Annotated in this window: 16 protein-coding genes; 7 read left to right on the top strand and 9 right to left on the bottom strand. The window is 63.7% G+C overall.

The window, feature by feature from the left end:
* Positions 1-49 precede the first annotated feature (49 nt).
* Positions 50-853: a carbon-nitrogen family hydrolase gene (locus tag PQG80_RS15975; protein WP_271752399.1), complete on the bottom strand. Its 804-nt coding sequence runs from the start codon at positions 851-853 to the stop codon at positions 50-52.
* 248 nt (positions 854-1,101) lie between these two features.
* Between PQG80_RS15975 and PQG80_RS15970 the strand changes: the two genes are divergently transcribed.
* The 7 genes from PQG80_RS15970 (at position 1,102) to mtnB (ending at position 8,662) form a co-directional block, all read left to right on the top strand.
* Positions 1,102-2,280, top strand: coding sequence for a pyridoxal phosphate-dependent aminotransferase (locus PQG80_RS15970; protein ID WP_271752398.1), 1,179 nt, complete (start codon positions 1,102-1,104; stop codon positions 2,278-2,280).
* Between the two features lie 461 nt (positions 2,281-2,741).
* Positions 2,742-3,863, top strand: a complete 1,122-nt coding sequence (proB, locus tag PQG80_RS15965; protein ID WP_271752397.1) for a glutamate 5-kinase — start codon at positions 2,742-2,744, stop codon at positions 3,861-3,863.
* Complete coding sequence (locus PQG80_RS15960; RefSeq protein WP_271752396.1) at positions 3,860-5,107, top strand: glutamate-5-semialdehyde dehydrogenase; 1,248 nt, start codon at positions 3,860-3,862, stop codon at positions 5,105-5,107. The genes proB and PQG80_RS15960 overlap by 4 nt, the downstream gene beginning before the upstream one ends.
* A gap of 53 nt (positions 5,108-5,160) precedes the next feature.
* The gene (gene proC / locus PQG80_RS15955; RefSeq protein WP_271752395.1) at positions 5,161-6,042 is read left to right on the top strand and encodes a pyrroline-5-carboxylate reductase; all 882 of its coding nucleotides are present in this window, start codon (positions 5,161-5,163) and stop codon (positions 6,040-6,042) included.
* 67 nt (positions 6,043-6,109) lie between these two features.
* Positions 6,110-7,348 (top strand): 2,3-diketo-5-methylthiopentyl-1-phosphate enolase, encoded by a 1,239-nt coding sequence (locus PQG80_RS15950; protein WP_271752394.1) that lies wholly within the window; start codon positions 6,110-6,112, stop codon positions 7,346-7,348.
* On the top strand, positions 7,345-8,019 hold the full coding sequence (locus PQG80_RS15945; protein ID WP_271752393.1) for a 2-hydroxy-3-keto-5-methylthiopentenyl-1-phosphate phosphatase: 675 nt from the start codon (positions 7,345-7,347) through the stop codon (positions 8,017-8,019). Before PQG80_RS15950 ends, PQG80_RS15945 begins: the two co-directional genes overlap by 4 nt.
* A gap of 4 nt (positions 8,020-8,023) precedes the next feature.
* Positions 8,024-8,662, top strand: a complete 639-nt coding sequence (gene mtnB / locus PQG80_RS15940) for a methylthioribulose 1-phosphate dehydratase (RefSeq protein WP_271752391.1) — start codon at positions 8,024-8,026, stop codon at positions 8,660-8,662.
* 60 nt (positions 8,663-8,722) lie between these two features.
* Here the strand turns inward: mtnB and PQG80_RS15935 are convergent, their stop codons facing one another.
* The 8 genes from PQG80_RS15935 to PQG80_RS15900 all read right to left on the bottom strand — a co-directional run bounded on the left by PQG80_RS15935 (position 8,723) and on the right by PQG80_RS15900 (position 15,742).
* Entirely contained in the window at positions 8,723-9,115 is a 393-nt protein-coding gene (locus PQG80_RS15935; protein WP_271752390.1) for a DUF2500 domain-containing protein, read from the bottom strand.
* 122 nt (positions 9,116-9,237) lie between these two features.
* A complete protein-coding gene (locus PQG80_RS15930) occupies positions 9,238-9,621 on the bottom strand; it encodes a hypothetical protein (protein ID WP_271752389.1) in 384 nt (127 codons plus the stop codon).
* A gap of 40 nt (positions 9,622-9,661) precedes the next feature.
* On the bottom strand, positions 9,662-10,399 hold the full coding sequence (locus tag PQG80_RS15925; protein WP_271752388.1) for a DnaD domain-containing protein: 738 nt from the start codon (positions 10,397-10,399) through the stop codon (positions 9,662-9,664).
* Positions 10,392-11,615, bottom strand: a complete 1,224-nt coding sequence (locus PQG80_RS15920) for an acetate/propionate family kinase (RefSeq protein WP_271752387.1) — start codon at positions 11,613-11,615, stop codon at positions 10,392-10,394. The genes PQG80_RS15925 and PQG80_RS15920 overlap by 8 nt, the downstream gene beginning before the upstream one ends.
* Complete coding sequence (locus tag PQG80_RS15915; protein WP_271752386.1) at positions 11,612-12,484, bottom strand: 3-hydroxyacyl-CoA dehydrogenase family protein; 873 nt, start codon at positions 12,482-12,484, stop codon at positions 11,612-11,614. The genes PQG80_RS15920 and PQG80_RS15915 overlap by 4 nt, the downstream gene beginning before the upstream one ends.
* A 181-nt stretch (positions 12,485-12,665) precedes the next feature.
* Positions 12,666-13,835: a histidinol-phosphate transaminase gene (gene hisC / locus PQG80_RS15910; protein ID WP_271752385.1), complete on the bottom strand. Its 1,170-nt coding sequence runs from the start codon at positions 13,833-13,835 to the stop codon at positions 12,666-12,668.
* A gap of 130 nt (positions 13,836-13,965) precedes the next feature.
* Positions 13,966-15,231, bottom strand: coding sequence for a hypothetical protein (locus PQG80_RS15905; protein WP_271752384.1), 1,266 nt, complete (start codon positions 15,229-15,231; stop codon positions 13,966-13,968).
* Positions 15,218-15,742, bottom strand: a complete 525-nt coding sequence (locus PQG80_RS15900) for an RNA polymerase sigma factor (RefSeq protein ID WP_271752383.1) — start codon at positions 15,740-15,742, stop codon at positions 15,218-15,220. Before PQG80_RS15900 ends, PQG80_RS15905 begins: the two co-directional genes overlap by 14 nt.
* Positions 15,743-15,813 lie beyond the last annotated feature (71 nt).

Here is a 15,813-nt window from a genome sequence, read left to right as displayed (position 1 = left end):
GCCGGGGATACGAGTTACTTTGTTTTTTCGAGGTCAATCGATGCCCCGTTTAGTAGAGCGAGGGCCGCCGATCGTCGAAGACGGGGATGCGGGCCCTCACCTCGTCGGTGAGCGCGAGGTCGATCTCCGCTCTCAATATCGTCTCTTCCTCCCCTGCCTCGGCGATCACTTCGCCCCAGGGGTCGATCACCATCGAATGCCCGAAGAAACGCGTCGTGCCGCTGGTGCCGCTGCGGTTGCAAGCGACCACGTACATCTGGTTCTCGATGGCGCGCGCCTGGAGCAGCGTACGCCAGTGATGCAGGCGGGGATGCGGCCACTCGGCCGGCACGAACAATACCTTGGCCCCGTCCAGCGCGAGTCTCCTCGCGAGCTCGGGGAACCGGATATCGTAGCAGATCATCGCGCCGGCCGGCACGCCCTCGAGCTCGAAGCGCCCCGGGCGCTCTCCCGCCTCGAGATGCAGGTGCTCGTCCATCAGCTTGAACAAGTGAATCTTGGAATACTCCGCGATCTGGCCGCCGCTGCGGTCGAAGGCGTACGACGTGTTCGTGACGGCTCCCCCCAGCGAAGCGCGGCTCGCGGCGACCGAACCCGCTACCACGTTGATGCCGTGCTTCTTGCTGAATTCGGACATAAAAGATCGGGTACGCGCGCCCTCGGCGTCCGCAAGCTCGCGTATCGCTTCCAGCGCGTAACCCGTATTCCACATCTCGGGGACGACGATCGCGTCGGGCTTGTCCCCTTCGCCGGCAGCTCGCTCCAGCAGCGCCGCCAGTCTCGCGAAATTATCGTCCGGGTGCCCGGCGTGAATATCCATTTGAACGAGAGCCAACTTCAGCGTGTTTGCCATGGCGGACAGCTCCTTTGCCTGCGCGGTTCCGGCCGTATGCCGGACCGCCTTTCCGATAATCCTAACCGATTCGGGCGGGACGGACAAGAAGGCGAGCAGCCGACGCACGATCGCGGGCCATGCCGCTTATCTCCCCCTTTTCCGATTGTCCTACTCGATTCCTTGTGCTATTGTCAACGTAGATTGTATATTCGACCTGGTATCCTATGAAAAGCACATACGAAAGCAATGGAGCGTGAAGCTGTCCCATGTCTATCCACATCCAACCCGCGGACCGCATGAACGGGCTGCCGGAGCAGTTTTTCGCGGCGCTGGTCGGGCGCGCCAACGCGCGCGCGGCGACCGGACGCGATGTCATCAACCTCGGTCAGGGCAATCCGGATCTGCCTACGCCCGCGCATATCGTCGACAAGCTCAAGGAAGCGGCCGAGAACCCGCTTTACCACAAGTATCCTCCCTTCCGCGGATTCCCGTTTCTCAAGGAAGCCGTGGCCAAGCGATATATGGAAGACTATGGCGTCGAGCTCGACCCCGCCACGGAAGTCGCGATCTTGTTCGGCGGCAAGACGGGCCTCGTCGAGATCAGCCAGTGCCTGCTCAACCCCGGCGACGTCTGCCTCGTTCCCGATCCCGGCTACCCGGACTATTGGTCGGGCGTGGCGCTCGCCGGCGCGCGGATGAGCCAGATGCCGCTGCTGGCGCGCAACGGCTTTTTGCCTGACTACGAGGCGATACCCGCGGAGGATCTCGCCCGCGCGAAGCTCATGTTCCTCAATTATCCGAACAATCCCACCTCGGCCGTGGCGTCGCCCGAGTTCTACGCGGACACCGTACGCTTCGCCGAGCGGCACGGCGTCGTCGTGGCGAGCGACTTCGCCTACGGCGCGATCGGCTTCGACGGCCGCCGGCCGGTGAGCTTCCTCGAGACGCCGGGCGCCAAGGAAGTCGGCATCGAGTTTTACACGCTGTCCAAGACATACAACATGGCCGGCTGGCGCGTCGGCTTCGCGCTCGGCAACAGCAAGATCATCGAACTGCTCAATCTCATTCAGGATCACTACTACTGCAGCTTGTTCGGCGGCATCCAGGAGGCGGCCGCGCTCGCGCTGACGGGACCGCAGCGGGCGGTGGCGGACCTGGTCTCCGTATACGAGCGCAGGCGCGACGCACTCTACGACGCGCTCGCCTCCCACGGCTGGCAGGCGCAGCGGCCGGAAGGCTCGTTCTTCTGCTGGCTGCCCGTGCCGGAAGGCCACGATTCGGCGTCGTTCGCGAACCTGCTCCTGGAGCAGGCGGATATCGTCGTAGCGCCCGGCATCGGATTCGGCGCGCATGGCGAAGGATACGTCCGCCTCGGCTTGCTCGCCCCCGAAGCGAGGCTGCGCGAAGCCGCGGACCGCATCGGCCATCTGGGATTGTTCCGCTGACGATCGGCGCAGGCTGCGGGAGCCGGGAGTACGCCGTGCAGGCACGAGCGGCTGCCCAGGCCCGGCGGGGCGTTCGGTTCCTTTACAAGGCCAAGGCGCCGTGCTATTCTAGAGGCAATCGGCACCGTCGGCAGTGGCGGCGCCATACGTCCTTATTCATAAACGCGAAGACGGGAAACGAATGAGACCCGCGCCGTTCAGAGAGCAAATTCCATGGCTGCGAGAATTTGCACGGTCGCCCTCCTTCCCCCATCCCCGAGCGGCCGGCGAAGAGCCGGACAGCGCCCGCTGTTACCGGGCTTCGAGCGGACGTTCCCGAGGCTTGCGCAGTCCGGAGCGTCAACGAAGGTGGTACCGCGGAAGCCTGGCTTCCGTCCTTTGAACAGGACGGAAGCTTTTTTGTTTGCGCTGCGGCGTATACGGACTGGGATTGGCCATCATGTCTATGGAGGGAAAGCGGTATGATGCGGCGCATCGTCGTCAAGATCGGCAGCAGCTCGCTCGCCGGCGAGGCCGGCGGGCTGAATAAAGAAAGCTTCGGCTATTTTGCCGCAGAGATCGCGGCGCTGCACCGCCAAGGCGTGCAGGTGCTGCTCGTGAGCTCGGGCGCCATCGCGGCCGGCTACCGGGCCGTCGGTTACGAGACGCGCCCGAAGCTCGTGCACGAGAAACAGGCGGCCGCGGCCGTCGGCCAGGCGCTGTTGATGCAAGCCTACCAGGAGGCGTTCGCCCCTTACGGCATCCCGGCCGCCCAGGTGCTGCTCACGCGTCCGGACTTCAGCCAGCGTCAGCGCGCGCAGAACGCGCAGCGGACGATCGAAGAGCTGCTGAAGCAGCGCGCCGTGCCGATTATCAACGAGAACGATACCGTCGCGGTGGACGAGATCAAGTTCGGCGAGAACGACTCGCTGTCCGCGCTCGTGGCGAATCTCGTCAAGGCGTCCGGCCTGTACATTCTGACCGACATCGAAGGGCTGTTCACCGCCGATCCGCGAAAAGACGCCAGCGCGGTACGGATCGACCGCGTGGACGTGATCTCGGAGGAGCTCTACAGCATCGCGGGCGGCGCCGGCTCCTCGGTCGGCACCGGCGGCATGCGGTCCAAGATCGAAGCCGCCCGCATCGCGATGGGCGGCGGCGTGCCGACCTTCGTGGGGCGTTCGACCGAACCCGGCGACCTGGTCTCGGCGGTCGAAGGCCGCGGCAGAGGCACCTACTTTGCCGCCTCCCTGCACTCGCTCCCCGCGAAGAAGCAGTGGATCGGCTTCCTGTCGGTGCCGCAGGGCCGGGTATTCGTGGACGCGGGCGCGGAGGCCGCGCTGCTGAAGGGCGGGCGCAGCCTGCTGCCGGCCGGCGTCACCCATGTCGAAGGCGCCTTCCACCCCGGAGACGTGATCGAGGTCGTCAGCGCCGGACGGACGCTCGGACGCGGCGTATCGAATTACGACGCCTGGCAGGTCACCGCGGTAGCCGGGCTGTCTAGCGAAGAAGCGGCGCGGCGCGTAGAGGTCGGACGCATCGAAGTCATACACAGAGACGAATGGGTCACGACCTATGTGCCCAAGGAGGCGAAGGGATCATGAGCGAAGCGAGAAACAAAGCGATCGCGGCCGGTACGGCGACGGCTGCGCTGAACAATCTGACGACCGGGCAAAAGAACGAAGCGCTGGCCTTGATGGCGGACGCGCTCGTGGCGGGCCAGGACGACATTATCGCGGGCAACGCGATCGACATCGAGCGGGGGCGTGCCGGCGGCACGTCGGAGTCGCTGCTCGACCGGCTGCGGCTGGATCCCGGCCGCATCGCCGGGATCGCGCAGGGCTTGCGCGAGGTCATCGCGCTGCCCGATCCGGTCGGCGAGACGATCGCGCGATTCGAGCGGCCGAACGGCCTGCGGATCGAGCAGCTGCGCGTGCCGATCGGCGTGATCGGCATCATCTACGAAGCGCGTCCCAACGTGACGGTCGACGCCGCCGGCCTATGCCTGAAGACGGGCAACGCGGTCGTCCTGCGCGGCGGCTCGGCCGCGCTCGAGTCGAACAAACGCATCGTCGCGGCCTTGCGCGGCGCGCTTCGCAAGAGCGCGATACCAGAGGACGCGCTGCAGCTCGTCGAGGACGCGAGCCGGGCATCCGCCAACGAGATGCTTAAGCTGAACGGCCTCTTGGACGTCATCATCCCGCGCGGAGGCGCCGCGCTCATCCGCAACGTCGTCGAGAACGCCACGGTGCCCGTCATCGAGACCGGCGCCGGAATCTGCCATACTTACGTAGACGCGACCGCGGACTACGACATGGCCGAAGCGATCGCGCTGAATGCCAAGGTGCAGCGTCCCTCCGTTTGCAACTCGATGGAAACCCTATTGCTCCATGCGGACTTCGCGGGCAAGCACCTTGAACGTCTCGCGGAGAGCTTCCGCCAAGCCAGCGTCGAGCTGCGGGCAGACGCCGCGGCGAGAGCGCGCGTGTCATGGGCGAACGAAGCGACGGACGAAGACTACGCGACGGAATACAACGACTATATATTGAACATTCGCGTCGTGAGCGGTCTGGACGAGGCGCTGTCCCATATCGCCCGCTTCGGCACCAAGCACTCCGAATGCATCGTGACCGAAACGCAGGCGAACGCCGACCGCTTCCTCCAGGAGGTCGACGCGGCCGCCGTCTACCACAACGCATCTACCCGCTTCACGGACGGCTTCGAATTCGGCTTCGGCGCCGAGATCGGGATCAGCACGCAGAAGCTGCACGCGCGCGGACCGATGGGCCTCCCTGCGCTTACTTCGACCAAATACCGCATCCGCGGGGATGGTCAGGTTCGCGGATAATATACGTCGTTAAATATTAATTAGCTTAATCAATAGACGGGAGACGAGAAGCGATGAACGCATCCTCAGAAAAACTTGCCCATTCGAAAATTGTCTTCTACGGCGCCGGCTCGATGGCGGAAGCCTTGGTGCGCGGGCTCGTGGACACCGGCGCCGCTCCTGCGGAAAACATCACGGTGTTCAATCGGTCCAATGCCGAGCGGCTCGGCGAACTGCGCGAACGCTACGGCATATCGACCGCGGCGACGGAAGCCGCGCGGCAGGACGCCCTCGTCACCGCTGACGTCATCGTCCTGGCCATGAAGCCCAAGGACGCCGCCGGCGCGCTCAAGGCGCTGGCGCCCACTCTGCGGGCAGAGCAGCTCCTCGTGTCCCTCGTGGCCGGGCTCTCGACCGATACGATCCGCGCGCTCACCCGCGCCGACCACCCCGTCGTCCGCACGATGCCGAACACGTCCAGCAGCATCGGGCTGGGCGCGACCGGCTTGTCCTTCTCCGCGGGCTTGCCCGAGGATGTCCGCCGCCTCGCCCTGGGCCTCTTCGGCGCGGTCGGCATCGCCCAGGTCGTCGAGGAGTCGCAGCTCGAAGCGGTGACCGCCGTCTCGGGCAGCGGTCCCGCCTATCTGTACTTCGTCATGGAGGCCATGATCGCGGCCGGCATCGCCCAAGGACTCTCGCCGGAGACGGCGCGCGAGCTCACCGTGCAGACCGCGCGAGGCGCCGCGGAGATGGTCCGCCTTACCGGCGAAGAGCCGGCCGAGCTGCGGCGCAGGGTCACCTCGCCGAACGGAACGACGCAGGCGGCCATCGAGACGCTCCAGCGCCTCGGCGTCGACGCCGCGATCGGCGAAGCGATGAAGCGCTGCGCCGACCGCGCGGGCGAGATGGGCCGCGCCATTGCGGCCGAAGCGCTGAAGAGCGAGCAGAAGCTGTAGAATAGCGGCGTATTTCCACAACGGACCAAGCTGCCGAGATCCATCCACAGAAAGAAGGAATCCAACCATGAGCGCGAACAAAAGCCAGGCGACCTACCGCCTGTTCGACGACAAGGCGGACTTCGCCAAAAAAGCGGAGGGCATCGCCGTCGGCCTGACGGTCGGCAGCTGGACCGAGCTTCCCGAGGTCGCCAAGCAAAAAATGGAGAAGCACCTGGGCCGCGTCGTCTCCGTCGAAGCGCATGAGCCCGAAGGCGCTGCGCCTGGGGAAAGGTATGCGGACATTACGATCGAGTATCCGGACGTGAACTTCAGCCGCGATATTCCCGCCCTGCTCGTGACCATTTTCGGCAAGCTGTCCATGGACGGACGGATCAAGCTGACGGGCCTTCGGCCATCCGCCGAGTTCTTGTCCGCGTTCCCGGGTCCCAAGCTCGGGCTCTCCGGCGTCCGATCGTATCTGGGCGTACAGGACCGCCCCCTGCTCATGAGCATATTCAAGTCCGTCATCGGCTACGACCTGGCAGGCCTGCGCGAGCAGTTCCTCCAGCAGGCGCTGGGCGGCGTCGACCTGATCAAGGACGACGAGATTCTGTTCGAAAATCCGCTTACGCCGCTGGAACGGCGCGTCGAGGCATGCATGTCCGCGGCGCGAGAGGCCGAAGCCGTCACCGGCCAGAAGCTGATCTACTTCGCCAACCTGACCGGGCCGACGTCCAAGCTCCGCGAAAACGCGCTGCGCGCCATTGAAGCGGGCGTCAACGGACTGCTGTTCAACGTCCTGGCGTACGGCTACGACGCGATGGCGGAGCTCGCAGCCGATCCTGCGATCAGCGTCCCGATCGCCGCCCATCCCGCTTTGGCCGGCGCCTATTATCCGTCGCCTCACCACGGGATCTCGGCATCCGTCCTGCTCGGCTCGCTCACGCGCATCGCCGGCGCCGATCTGTCGCTCTTCCCGTCGCCGTACGGGTCCGTCGTGATGCCGAAGGCCGAGAACTTGGCAGTCCGGGATGCGCTCGTAAGCGGAGAGCTGCCGCAGAAGGCCGTACTCCCCGTCCCTTCCGCCGGCATCCATCCCGGACTCGTGCCGCTCATCGTGCATGACTTCGGCCGCGACGTCGTGGTCAACGCCGGCGGCGGCGTGCACGGACATCCGCTCGGCGCGGCAGCCGGCGGACAAGCCTTCCGCCAGGCGATCGACGCCGCGATGGCAGGCGAGGACCTCGAGGCCTACGCATCCGCCGGCGGCGGCCGCGAGCCGCTGAAGCTCGCGATCGAGCGCTGGGGGGTGCGCCGGCCGTGACCCAGCGAACGTTTAACAAGCCGCCCGTATTGTTCTGCGACTTTGACGGCACGATCACGCTCAGCGACAACATCGTCGCGGTCATGAAGCAATTCGACCCGCCCGGCTGGCAGCCGATCGTCGAAGATATCGTCGCGCTTCGCAAATCCGTGCGCCAGGGCGTGGGCGAGATGTTCGCGCTCCTTCCTTCCGCCCGCAGGCAGGAGATTACGGACTACATCCTGTCCACGGCCGGCATTCGTCCGGGCTTTCAAGCGCTGCTCGATTGGTGCAAAGCGAACGGCGTAGACTTTTATGTCACAAGCGGCGGCATCGACTTCTTCGTCTACCCGCTGCTCGCCCCGTTCGATATTCCCGCGGACCATATTTATTGCAACGGCAGCAGCTTCGAAGGAGAGCGTATTGAGATTTTGTGGCCGCACGCCTGCGACGACCAATGCGACAACGACTGCGGCATGTGCAAGACGACCGTCATCCGCCGCTTCCCCCGGGACGCGTACACGCGCATCCTGATCGGCGACAGCGTGACGGACTTCGCGGGCGCGAAGCTCGCGGATCTCGTCTTCTCCCGTTCGCACTTGACGGAGCGCTGCCGCGAGCTCGGACTCCCGCACGTGCCGTTCGAGACGTTCCACGACGTCGTCAGACACCTCGATGAAGGAGATTGGTAAAATCATGAGCGACATACTGCTAGAAGACAAGCAGCGGGTATACCGCGAGCTGGATCTCGTAAAAACCGACTTCGCCGCGCGCGGCTGGTTCCCGGGCACGAGCGGCAATCTGTCGATGAGGGTCGGCGGCTTCGAGCCCGACCGCTTCGCCTTCGCCGTCACGGCGAGCGGCAAGGACAAGGCGGCTTCGACGCCCGAGGACTTTCTGCTGGTCGACCAGACCGGCGCGCCGGTCGAGGCGACGCGGCTGAAGCCTTCCGCAGAGACGCTGATCCACTGCGAGATTTACAGACAGACCGGCTGCGGCGCTATTTTCCACATCCACTCCGTATTCAACAGCATCGTCTCCGAGCTGTTCTGGGAGCGGCGCGCGGTGCCGGTCGAGGGCGTGGAACTGATCAAGGCGTTCAACATCTGGGACGAGGAAGCCGTCATCGACGTGCCGATCGTCTCCAACTTCGCCGACATCCCGCGGATCGTGCCCGAGGTCAAGGAGCGGCTCGACGAGCGGATTCCCGGCATCCTGCTGCGCAAGCACGGCATCTACGCCTGGGGCCGCGACGCGTTCGAGGCGCGCAAGCATCTCGAGGCGTTCGAGTTCCTTTTCGAATATGTATATCGCATGCAGCTGCTTAAAAAGTAATCGCCGTCCAACCGAAAAAGCCCGCCTTCCTCGAGGAAGCGCGGGCTTTATGCCGTATGTTCAAGACCTGCCGACGAGCCGCAAGCCTCTGTCTCGCTCTCGCTCGAAGCCGTAGTATCGCGATCCCTGGTACGTGAGCATGCCTGCGTCCTGCTCGGCAAGCAGCCCGTATTCGCCGCCGCTCAGCTTGAACTCGATGCGGGAGCCATCCGTCAGCTCGAACGTCGCGTAATAATAGGTATCCGACTGATGGTGCGTAATGCCGTCGTCGTGATGATGGCGATAATGAACGAGCGATCGCTTGGATACGACGCGCGAGGCGACGGACAACAGCGGCTGCTTGTTGTTGCGGCTCCACTCTCCGATGCTACGGACGCCGAAGATCGCGATGATGCCGAGTACCACGCAAAACAGAACCGGAAGAATGACCTGCAGCTCGCCCAAAATGTCCAAATCGATCCGCTCCTCTCAGTTCCTGTCGCCGGCCTAGCCGCTTATACCTATATGTACGCGGCTTGGTCCGAAAACTTAACTGAAAAAATAACGCGGGATTCCGACCCGGGATCGGGACGACATCAGGGCTTCGCGGACTTCACCTTGCTGGCGTGGCGGAAACGCAGCGCCGACCATACGTCGTCGATCGCCACGTTGCTGACCACCCTATAATCGGTGCGCGTCTCCATGATCCGCCACAGCAGGTCGCGGTTCAGGTCGGTCTGGACCTTGGCGGACTGCTTGGGATACGAGATCCAGCAGACGGCGTCCGCCTGCAGCAGCGGGATGATCTTGGGCAGCGTCTTCAGCATGTCTTCGGTGTTCTTGACGAAGACGAGGACGAAGTCGAACCGGCCCTCGGCTTCCGTCTCGACGTCCACGCCGAGGTCAAAGCCCTCCGGCGCTCCGTATACGAGCGCTCTCCCCGTTTTATAATACAATTTCTGATACAGCTGTTTTTCCATCGTCGTATGCTCCTTATGTCGATCTGTTCGTGCCGCCGATTCAGCGTCCGGCGCGGAAGCGCTGGGCATGCGCCCGCGCGTCCTCTACGCTGCGGACCCGGTTGCGGCTCCATTCCAGCAATATTCTGTCCATGTACCGAAAAGAAAGCTTGCCCGCGAATACCGATTCCTTGAGCGCGAATAAGATGAGCTCCTCCGCGTACTTGTCCTGATCGAGCCACCCCGCGATCGTCTCGGCCTCCATCGGCGAGATCGGACGCCCGAACTCCCGTTCGAAAACGGCGAACAAGCTCACGGCCTCGGGCTTCGGGCCTCCGCTCCGCTCCGGCGATCTGCCGCCAGAGCCGTAATCGGATTCGTCTCCGTCCGTCTGCGCCGCCGAGAACGACGCCGAGCCTTCGGTGCGCAGCGGCGCCTCGCCCGCTACGAGCAGCTGGGCGACTGCCTGGAACAGTCCGAACAGATTGTATCGCTCCGCGCGGACGCCCGATAACGGATCGCTGGATTCGTCGATCGCCACCAGGCCTCGGCGGATCAGCTTCTGCAGCGACTCTCCGATGACGGAGCCCGGCGCGCCGAGCCGCTGCTGGAGCTGCTCGATCGTCGGGAAGTCGTTCTGCTCGAGCTGACGGAACGCGATCAACTGGATCAGCAGCATGCAATCGGTATCGGTGAGCGCCAGCATGCGGTAGACGCGAAGCAGCGCATAAGGCACGCTGACGGAGCCGTCCATGTACGCTTCGGCCAGGGTGGCGGCCATGCCGCCCGCTTCATTCATCGGCAGCCGCCTCCCTTGCTTCCCGCACGAGCCTGTACGTATCGCGCGCGATGAGCAGCTCCTCGTTGGTCGGCACGACCAGCACCTCGATCTTCGAGCCGTCCGCGGAGATCCTGCGGGGCTCGCCGGACCGTACGCGGTTGCGCGCTTCGTCCAGCTCGATTCCGAGGAACGTCAGCCCTTCGCATACCGCCTTGCGCAGCACGTCCGAATTCTCGCCGACGCCGGCCGTGAAGAGCAGCACGTCGATGCCGTTCATCGCGGCCGCATAGGCACCGATGTACTTGCGCAGCCGGTACGCGTACATCTCGAACGCCGTCTTGGCCGGCTCGCTGCCTTCGTCCATCGCCTGCACGATCTCCCGCATGTCGCTGCTGATGCCCGAGATCGCGATCAAGCCGCTGTGCTTGTTCAGCATGGAGTTGACTTCGGACAGCGTCAACTCCTCCTTGTTCATCGCGTACGGCACGATCGCGGGATCCAGGTCGCCGCTGCGCGTGCCCATCATGAGTCCCTCGAGCGGCGTCATGCCCATGCTCGTGTCGAACGATTTGCCGCCCAGAATCGCGGTGCAGCTCGCCCCGTTGCCGATGTGGCAGCTGACGATCTTGAGATCGGCCAGCGGCTTGTCCAGGTACTCGGCCGCCCGCTTGCTGACATAGTCGTGCGACGTCCCATGGAAGCCGTACCGCCGGATCTGATGCTTGCGATACAGCACCATCGGGATCGCGTACAGGTAAGAAGTCTTGGGCATGGTCTGGTGAAAAGCGGTATCGAACACGACCGCCTGCGGCACGTCCGGCAGGTTCGTCTCCACGGCGACGATGCCCATCATGTGCGCCGGATTGTGCAGCGGGGCCAGATCGAACAGCTTGCGGATCTCGAGCTTCACGCCGCCGTCGATGAGCACCGATTCGCTGAAGCTCTCGCCGCCGTGCACGATCCGATGGCCTACGGCCTGTACCTCGTCGATGTTGCGCAGCACGCCGAAACGGCGGTGCGTAAGCATATCGAGCACTTTGCGGACGGCGACCGTATGCTCGAGGATCTCGCTGACCTCGCGCACCTCGGGCTGGCCTTCGACCTCGTGCGTCAGGATCGACGACTCCATGCCGATGCGCTCCACGCGCCCTTTGGCCAGCACCGTCTCGTTTTTCATGTCGTATAGCTGATACTTCAGGGAAGAACTCCCCGCGTTGATGACGAGCACGTTCATGCCTTGCGTTCACCGTCCTTGGAATACTTGAAGAAGCCCTGGCCCGTCTTCACGCCGAGTTGGCCCGCGCGGACCTTCTTCTTGAGCAGGATGGAAGGCCGATACTTCAGCTCGCCGTACTCCCTGAACATCCGGTCGAGCGCGGCCCATACCGAGTCCAGGCCGAAGCGGTCGGCCATCTCCAGCGGCCCGTAATGGAACTGGTAGCCGATGCGCATCGCCGCATCGATATCCTCTGGCGACGCTACGCCCTCCTGCAGCACGTTGAGCGACTCGTTGATCAGCAGGCAGATGAGCCGCGTCGTCACGAAGCCGGGCGACTCGAACACCATGACGCCTTTTTTCGACAGGTCCCGCTCGATGAATTCCTTGGTCCGCTCGAACGTATCGTCCGACGTCTGCAATCCCCTGACGATCTCCACGACGTCGATCCGGAACGCCGGATACACGAAGTGCATGCCGATCACGCGCTCGGGGCGCTTGGTCACGCTCGCCAACTCGGTCAAGCTCAGCGTCGACGTGTTGCTCGCCAGTACGCGTCCTTCGGGTATGATATCGTCCAACTGCTGGAATACCGTTTTTTTGCTGTCCAGATCCTCGCTGATGGTCTCGATGATCAGGTCGCAATCGGCCAGATGTTCTAATGAAGGCTCCGCGTGAATGCGATTAAGGATCAGTTTTTTCTCCGCCTGCGTGATGGCCCAACGCTCGATCTGACGGTCGAGGTTTTTCTCGAGCATCTCCTGCGCCTGCTTAAGGCGCGCACCCGAACTGTCGGTCATATGCACGTCCAGCCCCTTGACGGCAAGCATCTCCGCGATGCTCTGGCCCATCGTCCCCGCTCCTACTACGCCGATCGTCCGAAACATCCGCCTTTCCCCTTCCCTGACTGCACGTTCTGCGTCAACCTGACATTCCCATCTTAACATACCCGCTCAACGACATAAACCGACGGGACCGGCTTCATCGGGGGAAGGTTTGCGTCCTTTTTGCGTCGGGAGTGTGACAATCGCGACTTAGAACCAGCCTCGGGAGCGGGCTTCGCTGCCCTCAGGCGTCCCTGCGCAATATGTCGTCCAGCAGCGCTAGCAGCAGATCGATCTCTTCCGCCGTGCCGACCGAGATCCGCAGATGGCCGGGCAACCCCCATCCGGCCCCGCTTCTGACGATAACCCCGCTCTCCATCCACAGTCGGTAGACGGATGCGGCGCGGTCGCCGAAGTCCGCGAGAACGAAGTTGGATTGCGAAGGGACGGAGCTGATGCCCAGGCGAGCAAGTCCCTCCCTCAGCCGGATTCTGCCCGCCGCATTCGTACGTAAAGTAGCCGCGAGATGCGCCTCGTCATCCAACGCAGCCGACGCTGCCGTCTGGGCGAGGGCATTGACGTTAAAGGGCTCCTTGACGCGCAGCATGCTCGCGATGACGTCCGCCGGACCCGCGGCAAAGCCCGCCCTGATTCCCGCAAGCCCGTATGCCTTGGAAAAGGTCTGCAGCACGACAAGGCGCGCTCCCGCTCGCAGCACGTCGAAGCCGTCGCAGTAGTCGGGCGCGTCGGCAAAATGAGAATACGCCGCGTCCAGCACGAGCAGACAGCCGGCGGGCAGCCGTGCGAGCAGCCGTTCAAGCTCGTCTCTAGGCATGTACGTCCCTGTCGGATTGTTGGGCGAACAGACGAAGACCAGCTTCGTCCGGGCATCGACGGCGGCCAGCAGATCGTCCGCGCGAAGCGCGAAGTCCTCGCCGAGCGGGGCGCGGTTGGTCTCGGCGTTCATGAGCCGCCCGCCGAACGCGTACTCGCTGAACGTAGGCGCAAACGTCGCGATGCGGTCGCCCGGCTCTAGATACGTCTCCGACAGGAGCGTGATCAGCTCGTCTGCGCCGTTGGCCGCGATGAGCATGGATTCGTCCAACGCCAGCTTGCCCGCCAGCTTGCGGCGGAGCTCCGACGCGCGGTCGTCGGGGTACCGGTGAATGTCCTCCAGCATGGCGCGCACGGCCGCGAGCGCCAGCGGCGAAGGTCCCAGGGGATTCTCGTTGGACGCCAGCTTAACGACGCGGGTAAGGCCGAATTCGCCGCGGATGTCGGAGATCGAGCGTCCCGGCACGTAGGGCTCCATGGCGGACAGCGTCGCGCGGGGAGCCGGGCCGGATGCTTGATAGACTGAGGCGGATGCGTCTGATACGATGGATGCGATCGATGCGGAAGGATATTCATTCATTCGGTGCGTCAGCTCCTTGTAGAAGAGAGTAAATACTATATTACATCGACGCGTTACCATAGTAAAGTATATGTACGAAAAAATACTGCAATTCGCTGTTCGCGCCGAATTGCAGCAATAGATTCGCCTGCTATTTAACGCTAGGTTCCGCCGATCGGTCCGCGAGAACTTCGCCGAGCTGCTTTTTCCAGCTCTCCAGGTATTTGTCTTCCTTGGCCCACTGCGCCATGATGAGCGACTCCCCCGGCTCGAGCGGGATGCGCAGCGGATTCTGATCCCCGCCGAGCAGCTTGTACGGGTACACCACGAGCTCGTCTTCAAGCACGATGACCAGCATGTCCTCGTTAGGCGAGGAGTAAGCGTCCTTGGCTTCCGGCTGGATCTTCAGAATCTGGGACCAGGTCGGATAGAGCGTGTCGAACTTGTTGATCGACTCGGGCAAAGGCGTCGTCAGCTCCGTGAGCGTCGTGTTCGCGAGCGGCGCGTATGGCTGACCCGCGGTCTCGGCCGCTGCGGCCACCCAGCTGCCCGTGCGCCGGATGATCGACCACTGCTCCGTGCTCTCCGCAGGAACGGCGTCCGTCGCCGCCACCGGCGTCTCGGCGGCCGCATCCGCGGATTGCATCGCTTCCTCGAGGGAGACGTGCGGCTCCGTCTGCGGATCGAACGCGGCGCGCTGCGCGCTCGCGACTAGCTGGTCCATGTCCTTCACCCAGCGGTAAACCCGGTTCGGCGCATCCGAAGGATTCTGCTCCACGGATACGTACTTGTTGCCGACGAACAGCAGACGCTCGGTCAGCGGGACCGCGGGCAGCGTACGCATCAGCGCAGCATCCGTCTTGGCCGCGTCCTTGCCCGTCAGCGGGTAGGCGATCAGCCGCTGGGCGAACTCCGAATCGTCCGAGGCGGCGGACACAGCCTCGATCTTCCAGAAGTTCTGGCCATAGGGCATCACGATGCCCGCGCCCTGCGCCGCGAGCTCGTACTGCCCATCCTCCGGCGCGATAAAGAGGGTACGGTAGCTGCTGACGACGTTGCCGCCGTCGTTCTGCGGATCCTCCCGCAGTCCGAGCAGCAGCGCCGAATGCAGCTCGGCGTTCGCGTCGGCGAACATCGGGGATTCGGTATCCGCGGTCTTCCCTGCCCGATCCAGGTTCATCGGGCCCGCCGGTCCGCCGGATCCGAACGACCAGTGCCAGAGGCCGACGAACAGGAGCAGCACCGCCATCGCCGCGAGCCCGGCGCCGTGCCAACCGAACCGAAGGAGCGGATGCCGGCGCGTCTCGGGACGCTCGATCGCTTCTTCGATGCGGGAGACGAGCCGCGCATCAAAACCGTTTTTCGTGAGCGGACCGCGCGAAAGCTGCTGCAAAAGATCTCTGTCATTCGGTTCCATGGCCGTTGCGCTCCTTCAATTTAGCGATTTTGCGGCGAGCGTGAAACATCCGCGACTTGACGGTTCCCTCGGTGACGCCGAGCACCTCCGCGATCTCCTTCAGAGACAGCTGGTGGTGCGCGTAGAGGATAAGCACCTCGCGCGACTTGATCGGCAGCTTCATGACCAGCTTCCAGAGGTCGTTCACGGCGTGCTGCTCGATGACGTCGTCCTCCACGGAGCGCCGATGGCCCGTTTCCAGGCTCCAGTCCGTCAAGGAGACCCGCCGGATAAACGCCGAACGCTGATGGTCGATCACCGTGTTGCGCGTGATCGTGAGGAGCCAGGTGCGGATGGACGAGTCGCTCCGGAACGTGTCCAGGTTCTTGAACACCTTGACGAATACGTCCTGCGTAATGTCGTCCGCCACGTCCCACTTGCGCGTCAGGCTGAAAGCGAAATTCCACACTTCCTTGCCGTACGCGGTCATCAGTTCGTGGAGCACCGTTTTTTTGTCGTCGGAATCGCTCATATATTTAAGATATTCGAAATTGGCGTCGGAGCCCTGCACGCAACCACCTCATTATTGGACGAAGACAAATG

The organism is Cohnella rhizoplanae (genome assembly GCF_948329515.1).
In the GTDB taxonomy this organism is placed as follows: Bacteria; Bacillota; Bacilli; order Paenibacillales; family Paenibacillaceae; genus Cohnella; species Cohnella rhizoplanae.
Note: the sequence above shows the minus strand (reverse complement) of the source record. Positions and strands in the feature narration are given on the sequence as shown.